General features: G+C 35.7%; 17 protein-coding genes. 11 read left to right on the plus strand and 6 right to left on the minus strand.

The genetic code is table 11. The features are described 5' to 3' along the window. Nucleotides 1-131: 131 nt before the first annotated feature. Entirely contained in the window at nucleotides 132-1,640 is a 1,509-nt protein-coding gene (gene gltX / locus LUA86_RS00705; RefSeq protein ID WP_231458625.1) for a glutamate--tRNA ligase, read from the minus strand. Nucleotides 1,641-1,810: 170 nt separating this feature from the next. Here gltX and LUA86_RS00710 point away from each other — a divergent pair, with 170 nt between their 5' ends. The 3 genes from LUA86_RS00710 to LUA86_RS00720 are packed head-to-tail and all read left to right on the plus strand — an operon-like array spanning nucleotide 1,811 to nucleotide 3,918. After that, nucleotides 1,811-3,016 carry a HAMP domain-containing sensor histidine kinase gene (locus tag LUA86_RS00710; protein WP_231458626.1) on the plus strand — a complete coding sequence of 402 codons (1,206 nt, stop codon included), beginning with the start codon at nucleotides 1,811-1,813 and terminating at the stop codon, nucleotides 3,014-3,016. Further along, nucleotides 2,997-3,506, plus strand: a complete 510-nt coding sequence (locus tag LUA86_RS00715) for a DinB family protein (protein ID WP_231458627.1) — start codon at nucleotides 2,997-2,999, stop codon at nucleotides 3,504-3,506. The genes LUA86_RS00710 and LUA86_RS00715 overlap by 20 nt, the downstream gene beginning before the upstream one ends. Beyond that, nucleotides 3,496-3,918, plus strand: a complete 423-nt coding sequence (locus tag LUA86_RS00720) for a hotdog fold thioesterase (protein WP_231458628.1) — start codon at nucleotides 3,496-3,498, stop codon at nucleotides 3,916-3,918. Before LUA86_RS00715 ends, LUA86_RS00720 begins: the two co-directional genes overlap by 11 nt. Before the next feature lie 53 nt (nucleotides 3,919-3,971). Here LUA86_RS00720 and LUA86_RS00725 read toward each other — a convergent pair whose 3' ends face one another. After that, nucleotides 3,972-4,328 (minus strand): DUF6249 domain-containing protein, encoded by a 357-nt coding sequence (locus LUA86_RS00725; protein ID WP_231458629.1) that lies wholly within the window; start codon nucleotides 4,326-4,328, stop codon nucleotides 3,972-3,974. Between the two features lie 131 nt (nucleotides 4,329-4,459). Here LUA86_RS00725 and LUA86_RS00730 point away from each other — a divergent pair, with 131 nt between their 5' ends. From LUA86_RS00730 to LUA86_RS00740, 3 genes are all read left to right on the plus strand, one after another. Continuing rightward, entirely contained in the window at nucleotides 4,460-4,780 is a 321-nt protein-coding gene (locus LUA86_RS00730; protein WP_231458630.1) for a multidrug efflux SMR transporter, read from the plus strand. Nucleotides 4,781-5,131: 351 nt separating this feature from the next. Then, nucleotides 5,132-5,713, plus strand: coding sequence for an RNA polymerase sigma factor (locus tag LUA86_RS00735; protein ID WP_231458631.1), 582 nt, complete (start codon nucleotides 5,132-5,134; stop codon nucleotides 5,711-5,713). Further along, entirely contained in the window at nucleotides 5,710-6,195 is a 486-nt protein-coding gene (locus LUA86_RS00740; protein WP_231458632.1) for a hypothetical protein, read from the plus strand. Before LUA86_RS00735 ends, LUA86_RS00740 begins: the two co-directional genes overlap by 4 nt. Before the next feature lie 75 nt (nucleotides 6,196-6,270). Here the strand turns inward: LUA86_RS00740 and LUA86_RS00745 are convergent, their stop codons facing one another. The 4 genes from LUA86_RS00745 to LUA86_RS00760 form a co-directional block, all read right to left on the minus strand. Then, nucleotides 6,271-6,462 carry a cold-shock protein gene (locus LUA86_RS00745; protein ID WP_025141747.1) on the minus strand — a complete coding sequence of 64 codons (192 nt, stop codon included), beginning with the start codon at nucleotides 6,460-6,462 and terminating at the stop codon, nucleotides 6,271-6,273. 105 nt (nucleotides 6,463-6,567) lie between these two features. Beyond that, complete coding sequence (locus LUA86_RS00750) at nucleotides 6,568-7,497, minus strand: hypothetical protein (protein WP_231458633.1); 930 nt, start codon at nucleotides 7,495-7,497, stop codon at nucleotides 6,568-6,570. A 41-nt stretch (nucleotides 7,498-7,538) separates the two neighbouring features. Next, a complete protein-coding gene (locus LUA86_RS00755) occupies nucleotides 7,539-8,396 on the minus strand; it encodes a phosphodiester glycosidase family protein (RefSeq protein ID WP_231458634.1) in 858 nt (285 codons plus the stop codon). Nucleotides 8,397-8,466: 70 nt separating this feature from the next. Continuing rightward, nucleotides 8,467-9,606 (minus strand): aspartyl protease family protein, encoded by a 1,140-nt coding sequence (locus LUA86_RS00760; protein WP_231458635.1) that lies wholly within the window; start codon nucleotides 9,604-9,606, stop codon nucleotides 8,467-8,469. Between the two features lie 157 nt (nucleotides 9,607-9,763). Between LUA86_RS00760 and LUA86_RS00765 the strand changes: the two genes are divergently transcribed. From LUA86_RS00765 to LUA86_RS00785, 5 genes are all read left to right on the plus strand, one after another. Beyond that, a complete protein-coding gene (locus LUA86_RS00765) occupies nucleotides 9,764-11,092 on the plus strand; it encodes a D-alanyl-D-alanine carboxypeptidase (RefSeq protein WP_231458636.1) in 1,329 nt (442 codons plus the stop codon). 63 nt (nucleotides 11,093-11,155) lie between these two features. Beyond that, nucleotides 11,156-12,172, plus strand: a complete 1,017-nt coding sequence (locus LUA86_RS00770; protein ID WP_231458637.1) for a glycosyl hydrolase family 18 protein — start codon at nucleotides 11,156-11,158, stop codon at nucleotides 12,170-12,172. Between the two features lie 5 nt (nucleotides 12,173-12,177). Continuing rightward, nucleotides 12,178-13,218, plus strand: a complete 1,041-nt coding sequence (locus LUA86_RS00775) for an aminotransferase class I/II-fold pyridoxal phosphate-dependent enzyme (RefSeq protein ID WP_231458638.1) — start codon at nucleotides 12,178-12,180, stop codon at nucleotides 13,216-13,218. Nucleotides 13,219-13,345: 127 nt separating this feature from the next. Then, nucleotides 13,346-13,894, plus strand: coding sequence for an RNA polymerase sigma factor (locus LUA86_RS00780; RefSeq protein WP_231458639.1), 549 nt, complete (start codon nucleotides 13,346-13,348; stop codon nucleotides 13,892-13,894). Nucleotides 13,895-13,953: 59 nt separating this feature from the next. Beyond that, entirely contained in the window at nucleotides 13,954-14,979 is a 1,026-nt protein-coding gene (locus LUA86_RS00785; RefSeq protein ID WP_231458640.1) for a FecR family protein, read from the plus strand. The last annotated feature ends 8 nt before the right edge of the window (nucleotides 14,980-14,987 follow it).

A 14,987-nucleotide genomic window follows, 5' to 3' on the forward strand; every position in this document is an offset into this window, starting at 1 on the left:
TCTTAATATTTTTTAATGAGTAAACTAAATTTTAAATGATTACTAAAGTAAATATTTTGCACTGAATTATTCCTTCCGGGAATCTTTAAAATAAAAAGCCTAAAATTTAATTCAGGCGTTTTACTTTTTAGTTAACTGTTAAACTCATTAACAGCCTTCAAAATTCTTGCTTTTGTATTTTCTGAGCCAAGCAACACTGCAATATCAAAAACTCCAGGGCCAAATTTACCACCAACCAACATTATCCTGAATGGTAACATCAATTCACCAGGTTTAAAACCATTTTCTTCGGCTAAAGTTTTAAAATAGGTTTCAGCAGAACCTGCATCGGTAAGTTTTAAATTTTCGGCAAAATTGTTAAAAAATGCAGCCTTTTCTGGTGTCCATTTTGGTTTAACCGATGCAATATCATAAACTGTAGGTGCTGTAAAGAAATATCCACTTTGTGCTGCAAAATCTGGCAATAAGGTAACTCTATCTTTTATCAGATTAATTACAGTATTTAAAAAAGCATCATCAATAGCTTTAAATCCCGCTTTTTCCAGTTCAGCTTTAACGATTGGCGCTAAACTTTCAGCACTTTCGTTTTTAATCCACTCGTGGTTATACCATTTAGCTTTTTCGAAATCGAATTTTGCACCAGCTTTACTTATACGCTCTACATCAAATTTTTGTTCCAGTTCTGTAAGCGAGAAAAGTTCCTGTTCGGTTCCATCATTCCAGCCCAAAAGCGCAAGCATATTTATAAAAGCCTCAGGCAAAAAGCCTAGTTCTTTAAATCCTTTAGTTACATCTCCGGTTTTTGGATCTGTCCAATTCATGGCATAAACCGGGAAACCGAGCCTGTCGCCATCACGTTTACTTAATTTTCCATGGCCGTCTGGTTTTAAAATAAGCGGTAAATGCGCCCATTGCGGCATATCACTTTCCCAACCTAAATATTTCCAAAGCAAAATATGAACGGGTGCAGATGGTAACCATTCTTCACCACGAAAAGCATGGCTAATTTCCATTGCCTTATCATCAACCACCACGGCTAAATGATAAGTTGGCATTCCATCAGCTTTTAATAAAACTTTATCATCAACAATCGATGTGTCAAAACTAACATCGCCGCGAATTAAATCATTAAAATGTACGTTCTCGTTTTCTGGAACTTTAATTCTAATTACATGCGGTGTTTTGGCGGCAAGTAAACTTTCAACTTCGCTTATGGTAAGGGTTAAAGAGTTGCGCATTTGCATACGCGTTGCTTGTCCGTATTGGAAGTTTGGAATTTCTTTACGTTTTGCATCCAAATCCTCTGGGGTATCAAAAGCGTAATAGGCATAACCATCGCTAATTAATTGCTCAGCAAATTTTCTGTAGCTCGGTTTGCGTTCGCTTTGGCGGTACGGGCCATAATTACCAGGTTTACTTGGGCTTTCATCTGGCGTAATACCACACCAATCTAAACAGTTTGCAATGTATTCTTCAGCACCCTCAACAAAACGGGTTTGGTCAGTATCTTCAACACGTAAAACAAAAGTTCCGTTGTGTTTTTTGGCAAACAAATAATTAAATAAGGCTGTGCGAACACCGCCTAAATGCAAACCTCCGGTTGGGCTTGGCGCAAATCTTACTCTAACTTTTTTTTCCATGATGGCTTGTTTGAGCGTATAGCGAGCAGCGTACAGCACATTTACGGGCCATCGCTTTTGCGCCAACGCAAGACAGCGCAAAGATATGTTTATTGCTTTATGGTTTTAGAAAAAGCATAATGCTTTTGTGTTTTTTTCGTTTTGTTATTTGTAATTTGGCTACCCAAAGCATGAATCCATACGAAAAGAAACGCCGCTGGAAATTTTTCCTTCTCATATTTGCTATCTTAATTGGCATTGCCTCAGTGTTTTACACCGATTCTTTTGTAAAAAAAATGGAACGCGAAGAAGCCAATCAATTCCAGTTATGGGTTAGGGTACAAGAACGTTCCATGCTTTTAATGGATAACGATGTGTTAGTTGGCCTGGTTGAAACCGTAAGGCAGAATACCAAAATGCCGGTTATTTTAACTAATAAAGATGGTTTAATTATTTCGGCCACTGGCTTAGACAGTACAAAATCAATGTATCCGGATAATGGCAAATTGGTTTACGACAGTTTGTATTTTGCCAATCAGCTACGCAAAATGAAAATTCAGCATAAGCCTGCAACCATGAATATTTTTGGTGATGAATTTAAGGCTTACTATCGGGATTCATTTATTTTAACACAACTTCGCTATTTCCCTTATATACAAATGGGGGTTATTTTTCTGTTTCTTTTAACCGCTTATGCAGCTTTTAGTTCTGCCCGAAGAGATGAACAAGACCATGTTTGGGTCGGCTTGGCTAAAGAAACAGCCCACCAACTTGGCACACCAATATCATCATTAATGGCATGGGTAGAACTCATGAAATCGAAGTTTGATGCAGAAGACGATCCATTAATTGCCGAAATGGAGAACGACATAAAACGCCTCGAAATTATTACCGATCGTTTCTCGAAAATCGGGTCGAAACCTATTTTGGAAGATCACGTAGTGTATGTTGTTATCAATAATTTTATCGATTATTTTAAAGTAAGAACATCAGATAAAGTTAAGTTTACCATTACCGGCGATGAACAGGTAAGGGCAATGTTAAACATTCCGCTGTTTGATTGGGTAATCGAAAACCTTTTAAAAAACGCAGCTAACGCTATAGAAAACGAAGGCTCTATCTCGGTAAACATTATCGAAAATTTAGCTAAAGAACAAGTTTTTATTGATGTAACCGACTCTGGAAAAGGAATTCCCCGTTCTAAATTCGATGCCGTTTTTCAACCAGGTTACACCACCAGAAAAAGAGGTTGGGGATTAGGTTTATCTTTAACAAAGCGTATTGTAGAGAATTATCATAGCGGCGAAATCTTTGTAAAAGATTCTGAACTTGGCAAAGGAACAACATTTAGAATAATATTAAAAAGCAGCTTAAGATATGAACCCACCACTGCCTAACGAATACCCTGCCTGGGGCGAAACCTACATCAGCAAAGTACATGGCGATATTTTTGAAGTGCTCGAAGCGCAAATTTTCAGCATTCCGTCTTTTTTCGAATCCAATAAAGAAAAAGAAAACTATGCTTATGCAGAGGGTAAGTGGACGTTAAAAGAAATGCTTGGCCATATTATCGATACAGAGCGCATTTTAACCTACCGATTTACTTGCTTTGCCAGAAATGAAAAGCAACATCTGCCCGGCTTTGATGAAGACGAGTATGTTTTAAATGCTCGCTTTAACGAACGCAATTATGAAGATATGATTGAAGAATTTGCCGCACTCAGAAAAGCAAATCTTTACCTTTATCGCAGTTTAAATGATGAAGAATTAAATCGAAAGGGAACAGCTTCATCAAGAGAAATTAACGTAAAATCCATCCTGTTTATAATTGGCGGACACGTAAATCATCACGTTAGTATTTTAAAAGAACGTTATCATGTGGTTTAAAAACTTTACTGTTGATGATTTAAATAATCGTCCGAAAAACCATATTGGTGGTTTGCTAGATATTATTTTTACGGAAATTGGCGACGATTTTATAATCGCAACCATGCCTGTAGATGAGCGTACACATCAACCGGCAGGCATTTTGCATGGTGGCGCTTCGGTGGTACTAGCCGAAACACTGGGCAGCATTGCATCTTACATGTGCATCGACTCGGAAAAATATATGGCCGTAGGCCTGGAGATAAACGCAAACCACCTCCGTCCGGTTAAAAGCGGTTTGGTTAAAGGCATTTGTACCGTAATTCATCGCGGCGCAAAAACGCATATATGGGATATAAAAATTTACGACGAAAGAGGTAAAATGAATTGTATAAGTCGATTAACGGTGGCAATTATCAATAAGCCCCAATAAAAAAAGCCTGTTCTGCAAAATTGCAAAACAGGCTTTTTAGCTTTCAAAATATGCTATTTATCAATCGCTTTTTTCTCGATAAGGAACGAAGTTATTAAACCCAAGCCGCCAAAAATACCCAGGCAGCCAAAATATATAGCAACCGCCTGGCCTTCTTCCTGGTGAGACATGTTTGACCCAAAAACACTTCGCACCGTAAATAATGCAACCAGCAAACCAATGCCCAAGCCAACCAATAACAAACCAAATTTTAAGCTTAAATAAGGTTTAGGTGCCGATTTGCCTATACCCGGATTAATTCCGCGTTCTATCATGGCCATTTTTTCTTTGTTTGATAAGTATCGAATTCCAAACACCATTGCAAAGGTGCCCAAGAAAATTGAAATTGGTACTAATACTCCGCCTTCCATAATTATAATTTTTTAATGTAAATATTTCTTAAATTAATTTGAACCGTGTTCTGTGTGTTATGACAACACACTTTTAGATCAGGTTACAGCAAGGCCGTAAAAAAATTATAGCTTTGCCAAAACACCTAATCATGAATTGGATTATATTAATTATTGCCGGTCTGTTCGAAGTTGGTTTTACCACCTGCTTAAAATTATCAAGCAACTTTAGCAATGTTAAATGGAGCGTAGGTTTTTTTATCTGCATTGCCTTAAGCTTTTTACTGCTAAACAAAGCATCGCAAACTTTGCCAATGGGTACTGCTTATGCCGTTTGGACGGGTATTGGAGCCGTTGGGACCGTAATTATTGGTATTCTTTATTTTAATGAGCCGGCAACTTTTTGGCGCATATTTTTTATATGCACCCTAATTGGTTCAATTGCCGGATTAAAGTTTTTTGCTGCGCATTAATATTTTTGTGAAGCGCAATTTGCTGCATCTATTTCAGTTTGTTCCCGTTTTACACTTGTACGCCTGCCTGCCTTGTAGGCAGGCTTCGCTTCGTCATGCTTCCTCGCTGCGGGGTACCGTTGCAACCGGGGCTAAAAACTAAAAACAGTATTTCATTTTTGGGGTTGCAATTTGCAGAAACCTTTATGCTAAATCCGATTGATTAAAAAGCCCAAAGCAAGGTTGAACTAAGCCATCTGCGGCGTAAAGAAAAGTGAATTATTAACTTAAGGTGTTCATTTTCAATTAAATATTTTGATTTCAAAAATTCATCTGTAACCTCGTTCTTTATCTTGTAGTCTTACAAGAAGCATGAAGCAAGAGCTTACAGATTTAGAACTGATTAATGATATTTTGACCGGAAATACGGGGCAGTATGCCTTGCTGGTTAAGCGTCATCAGCGGTTTGTGTTTACACTTGCTTTGCGTTTTGCAAAAAACCGCGAAGATGCTGAAGAAATTGCTCAGGATTGTTTTGTAAAAGCTTACAAAGCCCTTGGAAGTTTTAAGCAAACGGCTAAATTTAGTACCTGGTTGTATACCATAACATATACCACTGCAATGACATTTTTGCGAAAAAAGCGTTTAGATACATCATCTATAAGTGATGAAGAAACATTTCTACAACTAGAAAATCATACATCTGGTTTTAACGCAAATGTTTACGAGCAGCAAAATAGTCATGCTTTTTTAAACGATGCGATAAAACTTTTGTTACCAGATGATGCTGCAATAATTACCATGTTTTACAAAGGCGAACAAAGCCTTGAAGAGATAGCCGAAGTTTTAAATATGGAAGCCAATACAATTAAGGTAAAATTGTATAGAGCAAGGCAGAGGCTTAAAGAAAAATTACAATTTTTGTTAAAAGATGAAGTAAAGGAGTTATTATGAACTTGATAGAACAACAACTTTGGGATTATATTGATGGCATTTTAACTGATGCCGAAAAAAAAGACGTTGAAAGCCAAATTGCTTCAGATAAAGATATTAGAAAACAGTATGAAGATTTGCTGCTGATTAACAGTACTTTAAACGGATTGGATATGGATGCGCCATCTATGTCTTTTACCCGAAACGTTATGGAGCGTATTGAGCTTGAGCCAGCTCCGGTTGTATTAAAAACCAAGGTAGATACCCGGATTATTTATGGCATCACTTCGTTTTTTGTGCTTTCTATTTTTGCAATTGTTAGCTATGTAATTTCTACCACAAACCTAACCATGCCTAATTTTAGCTTAAATTTTTCTTTAAACTTTAACATAGAAAATTATATAACGCCAACGGCATTATACCTGTTTATAGGTTTTGATTTGATAATGGCTTTAATATTTATAGATTATTTTTTAAGAAGAAAACTGAATACAAAGGAGTAGTGGAAACTCAGAAAATTTTTTAAACAAAAAAAGCCCCGATTTTTATCGGGGCTTTTTTGTAAATATGATAGTTAATTAAATTACTTTCACATTAACGGCATTTAAGCCTTTTTTACCGTTAGCAACTTCGTATTGTACTTTGTCGTTTTCACGGATTTCGTCGATAAGACCTGTTGAATGAACAAAGATTTCGCTATCGCCGTTTGCAGGGACTATAAAGCCAAAACCTTTAGTTACATTGAAGAATTTTACTGTGCCTTCTTGCATTGTATTAAATATTAAAATTAAGTATGCAAGGTAGGTTTTAATTTTTAAAATCAAAATATTTTTTTAACATTTTTTTAACGTTAAAATTTTGTAACCAAATGATTACTAAGACTTTTTAAGTGCCTTACCCAATACACCTATTGTAATTTCGCTGTTATGTTGTATGCCTAAAGTGCTACCCGGAACAACATAAAAAAGGTTACGGATGTAAATATCTGCAATGCTTTGAACCACTTCTTTTTTCTGTTCTTCCTGGCCTTTTAAAATCCCATGAACAGCTTTTACATGTATGCTTCCATTTACATCAACAATGGCTGTAAACTGGTAAGTAAAATCTTTATAAGCCCTATCAATTTCTATTCGGTATTTAGGGAACATATAATTATAAGAAGCTGTTCTGCCGCTTAATTTATCGGCTGGTTCTTCGGTTTGGCTAACTTTTACAATTTTACTCTTTGGTATAAACTGAACCGGTGCTGTCGCAGCAAATGCGCTATCGCTACTTAGATTAGTTTTGGTAGCAATCTTTTTAATAAAGGCTGTATCGGCTTTGGTTGGTTTCTGCAAATCTTCAACCGGCTTTTTAAGTTTGTTTTTAATGTAATCCTGAGCGTAAAAGGTCATGTTTACATCCGAACGAAAATCGTTGGCAATAATCTTATTATTTACCTGAACGCGTTGAAAAACCAAACTATCTTTAGTAAGGGCTTTAACCTTAAACCATTCTTCGGCGAAATTGTAAAGATTACCATGATCGTATTGCAGGTAAAACTTTTGCATAACCTGCTTTTGTGGGCTCCAGGCCATCATTGTATCTTCAGCCGCAACTTCAATAATCCACGATGGCTTTTGCATAAAACCTTGCTCGTTAAAAGATAAACCATTACTGAAACGTCTTTTTGTTTCAACATAACGGATACCTTTTACGGGCTCGAAAGTAAAATCTCTAAGTTTGGCATTTGTTCTTTTACTGCCAGATTCGCAGGCTAAAAAGAAGGTTGAAGAAATTACAAGTAGCCAAAAGTATCTTATCATATTTATATAACGAATGAAGCTGAATTTTGGGCTAAAATAATTTATTTTTTCTTAACCAGAATTACGTTGGCTACTTTTCGTTGCCCTTCGTGGTCCCATTTTTTATTATCGCTTGGGTAATTAACAATTCCGTTTTTAATTGTCCACAAGGTTGTAGAGCCGCCGCCATCAAAATTAATTGCCGTTTTGCAGCCCAGCCACTTCATCAGTTTTGTTAATTCAAATAAACTTAATCCGGCAGAATTTTCATGTCTTCCATCAACGGTAAGCATAATTATTCTGCCATTTGGCTTTATACCTAAGCATGTTCTTGGGTGGCGTAACCGGTTAAAGGCGGCAGAATCCAACAGTTCGTTAACGCCATTAAAAGTTAATAATGGCCCATTAAGCATTACATTATTTTCGCTGAGTTTGGTTTCCCAATCCGTTGTTCCATCCCATTTTTTAACTTCAATTTTTCCATCATTTATTACTACTGCAGCTTGTTGATGCCTTGCTCTTAAGTCGTTTTTTTCCAGGCGGGTGGTATTAATTATTTTTCCATCAACTTTAACAAAATCTACGGCACCACCATTTTTAACATCGAAAAAATTCCCATTAATTGCGGCAATTGCGGTGTCTTTCTGAGCAAAATCGCTGGTGTATAATAAGGTTTTATCTTCTGCTCCAATGGCGAATACAGCCTTTCTGCCGGTATTTTTAATTTCCAGAAAGGATATATTTTCATTTGCTGCGAATAAATTGTTCGAATTAAAATGATGTACATATAATTTAACCTGCTTTGCAATTCGTGTTTTTTGCCATTTTGCCTTTACAACCGTTATCGAATCGATATTTTGAGCGTGTGCAAATATGCTTGATGCGCAGGTAAAAATAAGTAGTAGTAAATTTTTAAACATGGATAGAGATTGAACAGCTAATTTAAAAGCAATAAAACTAGCATTTGGCTTGTAACCTGAAAATTACCAATTAAATTCTGCGCTCTAAATGAACCACTTTATAGTAAATTTTTTCGTCACGGTAGATTTCTAAAATTACGCTTTTGCTATCGCCAGATTTGAAAAGGTTTGCCAAATCATTTAAAGTGTAAGCGTCCATTGATTTGAAATTAACGCCAATAATTTCATCATTCGGGCAAATGCCTGATTTTTCTGCCGGAGAGTTTTCATCAACTTCGCCAATTAAAAAGCGGGTATAATTTTTTTGATCCAAATAAACCACCATACCTATCATATCGTGCTCAAAAGGTGCTTTAAAATAGGTATTTGGCTTAACGTACATAAAGCTATCGCGATAGTTTAGCTGAATATTAAACTTTCTTAAAAGTTCTGCACCAAGGTTTCCATTTCGGGTTTTTAAATCAATTTTTTTCGAAATGAGCTGATAATCAGGAAAACCGGATATCACATCTTTAAAATCGTAATTACCAATTGAGAACTGCTTTATCCGGCCTAAATATCCTTTTATTTGTCCGCTCAGGCTCATGCCTAAGTTCGATTTGATTTTAGAAAACGGCAATGGAAACATATTTCCATTTAACATTTCCATTGATAAAGCATGACTTGCACCCGTATCTATCAAAAATTTAGCTTGAACCACACCACCATCCGGCACTTCAACATCAGCATAAACATAGGCTTTCATGTTCTCTATAGAGATTGGAATTTTGCTGCCTTTATATTTTATTTTCGAATCAGGATTACTGATTATAAGTCTGTTATTGGTGTAACGGATATCAACAACGAAGCTATTAAAAAAGCTGTAGCCAATTAAGCCATAAATTTTTGTGCCCAAATGGCCGGAAAGATTAAATAAATCATCCTTTAAAATAGCTGTTGGAATGTGATCAATTTTTACCCTGCTAATTCTGGCATTAACATTTTGCGATACAAATGCTTCAACAGTTTCTAAACCCAAACCAGAAACTTTAATCTTTCTCATCAGGGTAAAATCTAATGAATCGATAATGGAAGGTTCTGTAATAATCATTGGTCCAACGCCAGTATCCAGAACAAAATCGAATGGTCCTTTACCGTTTACAAAAACCGGAATTACTATTAAGTTTTTTATTAATTTGAAAGAGATGGACTGCCGTTTCTGGTTATCCATAAAATGAAAATCTTGAGCATTATTTTTAAGTGGAAGCAGCAAAAAGCAGGTGCAAGCTACTATAATGCAGCCCCTTAAAATTATAGCCGATTTACATTTGGTTAACATTATATTAAATTTAATCATTTAGTTCGTATTATTTATAATAACTTTAAGGATGATTTCCAACCGATTATTAAACATCACTTTAGTTCTATCTACATTACTAACCAGCTTGTTATTTGCGTGTTCTACCGATAAAATGGTAGCCAAAAAGGTATCCAATGAATTTAAAAATAATAGTGTAATACAGCAATATCAGGTTGGCTTTGCGCTGTATAATCTGGAAGAGAAAAAAATGATTTTTGAAAAAGATGCGGATAAGTATTTTTCACCCGCATCGAATACAAAACTTTATACCTTTTTTGCGAGTTTGAAAATGTTACCAGAGGTGATGCCTGCCTTGCGTTACATAGAAAAAAACGACTCGCTTATTTTTTGGGGTACCGGAGATCCATCATTTTTACAGTTTAACGTTAAAGATAAATCGGCCTATAATTTTCTTCAGGCATCGAATAAAAAATTATTTTTTGCCCCGGGCAGGTATTCTGGAACTTTTTTTGGCGATGGTTGGGCTTGGGACGATTACGATTTTTATTACCAGCCAGAAATATCAGAAATGCCGATTATGGATAATATGGTTACTTCTACATATTTATCGCCAAACAAAATAAACATAGTTCCCAAAGTTTTTACCCACTGTTTTGCAGTAGATTCAACTAAAACTTCAGGTAATTTTCAGGTAACGCGGAATTTCCTAACCAACGAGTTTCATTATCCCGCAGTTGCCGTTAAGCCAAATTACAATCAGCAAAATCCATATAAAACCAGTCCGCAAACAACTGTAGAAGTTTTATCAGATACCTTACATAAAACAGTTGGATTGATAAAAATGCGTATGCCTTCCGGAGCTAAAACTCTACCCGGCGCCAGCAGAGATTCTGTTTTAAAACACATGATGTTGCCAAGTGATAATTTTATTGCAGAGCATTTGCTTTTGGTAATTTCTAATCAAATTGGCGATACATTAAGCACTACAAAAGCGATTCAGCATGTAACTAAAAATCATCTGTCTTTTTTGCCCGATAGAGTAAAATGGGTTGATGGTTCGGGATTATCCCGCCAGAATTTATTTACACCAAGAGATAATATTTACTTGTTAGATTCCATTTATCATTTGGTAAATAACCCCGAAAAACTTTTTAACATGTTGCCTGCCGGCGGAAAAAGCGGAACTTTGAAGAATGCCTACCCAAAAACAGATAAACCTTTCGTTTTTGGAAAAACCGGGTCGCTGGGCGGTGTTCATAATCAAAGCGGCTATGTTCTTACAAAAAATGGCAAAACCTATATTTATTCTTTTATGAATAATAATTTTGTTAAGCCTACGGCTGAAGTAAGAGCAGAAATGGTGAGGATTGTAACTTACATACACGATAATTTTTAATCAAAAAACTGAATTATAAATTTTATCACAACGAAATGTAACAGCATCCTTAAAGCCTAAGCTATGAAAAAATTAATATTATGGACTGCGCTGATTTTTACATTGGCGCTTAATGCCTGTAAAAAAGGAACTTCAGTTTCGCCCGAACCAAACGTTCCAGTTAAACCTTACACGCCAGATAACAGCTTTAAAATTGTTTCTTACTTTCCCAGCTATCGCGATCCGGAAGCCATTAATCCTGCTAAGTATAAAATGATTACCCATTTGTTTTATGCTTTTTTAAATCCAAATTCTGATGGTACTTTGGCCACTTTGGAGCAACCTGCACGGTTCAGCACGGTAATGCAACGTGCTAAAGCAAACGGATTAAAGTTTGGCATTTCTGTTTCGGGTACCCGAAGCATTTTTGTAACCATGGCTTCAAGCTCAACATCGCGAAGCTTATTTGTTAAAAACGTAACCAATTTTGCCAAAACAAATAATTTAGATGGTGTAGATATGGATTGGGAATACCCTAGTACAGCCGATGGATCGGCAGATAATTATGTACTGCTGATTAAAGAACTATCAGATTCGCTACACAAATACAATAAGTTTTTAAGCGCTGCCATTACGCCAGGCGTTTACGCAGGTAGTATTAGAGATGGTTTGAAAGCAGAAGTTTTTGCTTTGGTTGATTTTTTTAATATCATGGTTTACGATGGAATTGGTTGGGATAAAACTGAACCTTTCCAACACGCATCGTATAACATGGCTGTTTCCAGTTTAAATTATTGGCTAACCACCAGAGGAATGCCGAAGGAGAAGGCTGTTTTAGGGATTCCGGCTTATGGTAAAAATGCTGCAAATTCTGCACTTGCTTACCGAGATATTGCAGCGGCAAACGCAAATGTAAATATAGATTCTGCACTTGTTGGCACTACAAAATATTATTATAATGGTGTTTCAACAACAAAGAAAAAAGCTAAACTTGCCAAGGATGTGGCCAATGGCGTTATGTTTTGGGAGTTTTACCATGATGATGGTGGTGCTAAATCTATTATAAAAGCGGCAAACGATACTTTAGGCAGAAGCTATTAATAAAAATGAATTTAGATTTTACTGAAATAAATCAGCCTTTTTCAAATACCATCCAAATATCTGGTAAAAACTATCTGTACTTTGGCGGAACGGCCTATTTGGGCATCCCGCAGAATAAAGCCTTTATTAATTTATATGTTGAAGGAATTAAAAAGTTTGGCTTAAATAATGGAACAAGCAGAAGCAATAATATCCAACTCGGCATTTACAAGCATGCAGAAGCGGTGGCTGCTCAAAGATTTGGTTCAGAAGCAGCCCTTATTACATCAAGTGGTTATTTGGCCGCTCAGTTAACGGTTAACCAGCTTGCAGCTTTTGGTACCGTAATTTATGCGCCATCTACTCATCCGGCGCTTTGGGTAGAAAATCAAATAAATCACACTAATAAATTTGTGGATTGGTCTATAGAAACGGTTGAGCTCATAAATTCATCACCAAAAAAAAATTGGGTGTTGATTAGCAACTCCATGAATAATATTATGCCTGAAATCTATGATTTTAATTTTTTAAACAAAGTTGATAAGGATAAAAGCATTATTTTAATTGTTGATGACTCTCATGGTATTGGTATAAATAATGAGGGTTTGGGTGCTTATTCCGCATTGCCAAAACTGGCTAATGTAGAAAATGTAGTCGTGGCTTCGATGGCAAAAGCGTTAGGTGTAGATGCAGGAATTGTTCTTGGCTCAGCTTCAATAATAGAGCAACTAAAGAGAACAAATACTTTTGTAGGGGCTTCTCCGCCCGCTGCTGCAGGTTTATATGCCTTTGTGTATGCCGAAGAAATTTATCAAAAGGCCATTCAAAAGCTTTATGGTAACATCTCAATTTTTGAAAAGGGATTAATTTCTAAATGTGATTATGCTAAAAATTTTCCTGCTTTTTTATTCCACAACACCGATTTTGCAAACCAACTATTAAATCAGCAGATTTTAATTTCCTCTTTTCCCTATCCGGGAACCAATAATTTATCCATTAACCGGGTAATTATTTCTAGCTGGCATACCGAAGACCAAATCAATATGTTGTTGTCGGCAATTTCATAAACAGCTTTATGCATTGATTTTTGAAATTATATCAAATATTTCTATAGCCTATCGCCTTGGATAACATTATAAAATTAATACTATATTTATTTTATAATAATATAACCAAATTACTTTTGAGCCATACATGACAGGCTACATTGAAGATATAAGGCAAGGGAACCACAAATCTTTTGAAATAGTTTTTAAACTATGGCATAAGAAGGTTTTCGCTTATTTTTTTAATAAAACTGCATCTGATGATTTGGCAGAAGAATTAACTCAACTTGCCTTTATAAAACTCTGGAGATTTAAGCATACGCTTTCTGATGATTATCCAATTGACATTCAATTGTTTAAAATTTCAAAATCGACATTATTGGATTACTTTAAAAAGGTAGCCACTGAAGACCGAAATCTATATTTATACAAACTCGAAACCGAAACGAATATAATAGAGCAATCGTTACATTTCGATACAAAGAGACAATTAGACGAGGTTTTAAATTGTCTTCCGCCGGTGCGTAAACAAGTTTTTGTTTTAAGTCGTTTACAAGGTTATTCCTATAAAGAAATTGCTGAGCAGTTGTCAATTTCTCCAAGAACGGTAGAAAAACACATTTCATTAGCCATTAAACAACTTGATGGCTATGCATATATTCCTGCATTTATATTGCTTCTTAAATTCTTCAGTTAAACTGAAAAAAAAAATCATCCGCTTACGGGATAACCCTTTTCCAAATCGTATTAGTAGTTATGATTGTATCTGAAGAGCTATTGGCCAGGTATTTTAAGGGTTTATGTACACCAGAAGAAAAGCTTTTGGTGGCAAATTATTTAAATGATGTAGAAGATTTGCCCGAACATCTGCTAAAAAAAGAGGAATGGGATGATGCTGAAGATGCTTTAATGAGTAACGAAAAAAGCGAAGCATTGTTTTTGGTCATAAAAAGAGAAACTATTTCAAAATCAGTAAAGCTGAGAAGGTATAAAATAATGGCAATAGCAGCAATGTTATTAGCTGTTTTGACTGTCGGATTTTATATGGTGCTAAAACCAGAAGCAACGGTTTTTAATTTGGCTAAGCATAAAATTGAGCAGAAAGAAAAGCAAGCAGAAATTGTCTGGAAATCATTTGTTAATTACACAAGCAGCAACCAATCTATAACATTACCCGATGGTTCATCTGTAAAGGTTTATCCGGCAGGAGAAATTAGATATGCCATACCTTTTGTACAGCAAAGCCGTGAAATTTATTTGACAGGTAAAAGCTTTTTTAAGGTCGCCAAAGATAAAAAGCATCCATTTACAGTATACTCAAATGGAATATCAACAACTGCTTTAGGTACTTCATTTACCATTACGGCCGATGACAAAACTGAATTGGTAAAGGTTGAGCTGCATACAGGTAAAGTTTGGGTTAAAAAAATGGTGAGGGTTTTAAACAAGCAAATTTTTAGTGAGATTTTAATGCCCGGCGAAAAACTGGTTTATGATAAATCGAAGGATAAGGTTAATGTAAGCACTAATGGATTGCTGGCCAGGGTGCCAATCAAATTAAACGAAGTAAATTTTACCCAGGTAGCGCTGAAAGATGTTTTTGAAAAACTTAAATCGCATTACAACATAAAAATTATTTACAACGAAACTGACTTAGCTGAAATCTCATTTACCGGAACCATCAATTTAAGGCAAAAGCCCGAACAAATTATTAAAGAAATAACCGAATTAAATGAGCTAAGCCTAACCAAAACAGCTGATGGCTACATTATCAGCAAATAAAACCAACC

The organism is Pedobacter sp. Leaf132, from assembly GCF_920984695.1.
Classification (GTDB): Bacteria; Bacteroidota; Bacteroidia; order Sphingobacteriales; family Sphingobacteriaceae; genus Pedobacter.

Bases quoted from the DNA above. Each gene is read 5' to 3' on its own strand.
- gltX (WP_231458625.1), bottom strand. From the start codon at position 1,640: ATGGAAAAAAAAGTTAGAGTAAGATTTGCGCCAAGCCCAACCGGAGGT.
- LUA86_RS00710 (WP_231458626.1), top strand. From the start codon at position 1,811: ATGAATCCATACGAAAAGAAACGCCGCTGGAAATTTTTCCTTCTCATA.
- LUA86_RS00715 (WP_231458627.1), top strand. From the start codon at position 2,997: ATGAACCCACCACTGCCTAACGAATACCCTGCCTGGGGCGAAACCTAC.
- LUA86_RS00720 (WP_231458628.1), top strand. From the start codon at position 3,496: ATGTGGTTTAAAAACTTTACTGTTGATGATTTAAATAATCGTCCGAAA.
- LUA86_RS00725 (WP_231458629.1), bottom strand. From the start codon at position 4,328: ATGGAAGGCGGAGTATTAGTACCAATTTCAATTTTCTTGGGCACCTTT.
- LUA86_RS00730 (WP_231458630.1), top strand. From the start codon at position 4,460: ATGAATTGGATTATATTAATTATTGCCGGTCTGTTCGAAGTTGGTTTT.
- LUA86_RS00735 (WP_231458631.1), top strand. From the start codon at position 5,132: ATGAAGCAAGAGCTTACAGATTTAGAACTGATTAATGATATTTTGACC.
- LUA86_RS00740 (WP_231458632.1), top strand. From the start codon at position 5,710: ATGAACTTGATAGAACAACAACTTTGGGATTATATTGATGGCATTTTA.
- LUA86_RS00745 (WP_025141747.1), bottom strand. From the start codon at position 6,462: ATGCAAGAAGGCACAGTAAAATTCTTCAATGTAACTAAAGGTTTTGGC.
- LUA86_RS00750 (WP_231458633.1), bottom strand. From the start codon at position 7,497: ATGATAAGATACTTTTGGCTACTTGTAATTTCTTCAACCTTCTTTTTA.
- LUA86_RS00755 (WP_231458634.1), bottom strand. From the start codon at position 8,396: ATGTTTAAAAATTTACTACTACTTATTTTTACCTGCGCATCAAGCATA.
- LUA86_RS00760 (WP_231458635.1), bottom strand. From the start codon at position 9,606: ATGGATAACCAGAAACGGCAGTCCATCTCTTTCAAATTAATAAAAAAC.
- LUA86_RS00765 (WP_231458636.1), top strand. From the start codon at position 9,764: ATGATTTCCAACCGATTATTAAACATCACTTTAGTTCTATCTACATTA.
- LUA86_RS00770 (WP_231458637.1), top strand. From the start codon at position 11,156: ATGAAAAAATTAATATTATGGACTGCGCTGATTTTTACATTGGCGCTT.
- LUA86_RS00775 (WP_231458638.1), top strand. From the start codon at position 12,178: ATGAATTTAGATTTTACTGAAATAAATCAGCCTTTTTCAAATACCATC.
- LUA86_RS00780 (WP_231458639.1), top strand. From the start codon at position 13,346: ATGACAGGCTACATTGAAGATATAAGGCAAGGGAACCACAAATCTTTT.
- LUA86_RS00785 (WP_231458640.1), top strand. From the start codon at position 13,954: ATGATTGTATCTGAAGAGCTATTGGCCAGGTATTTTAAGGGTTTATGT.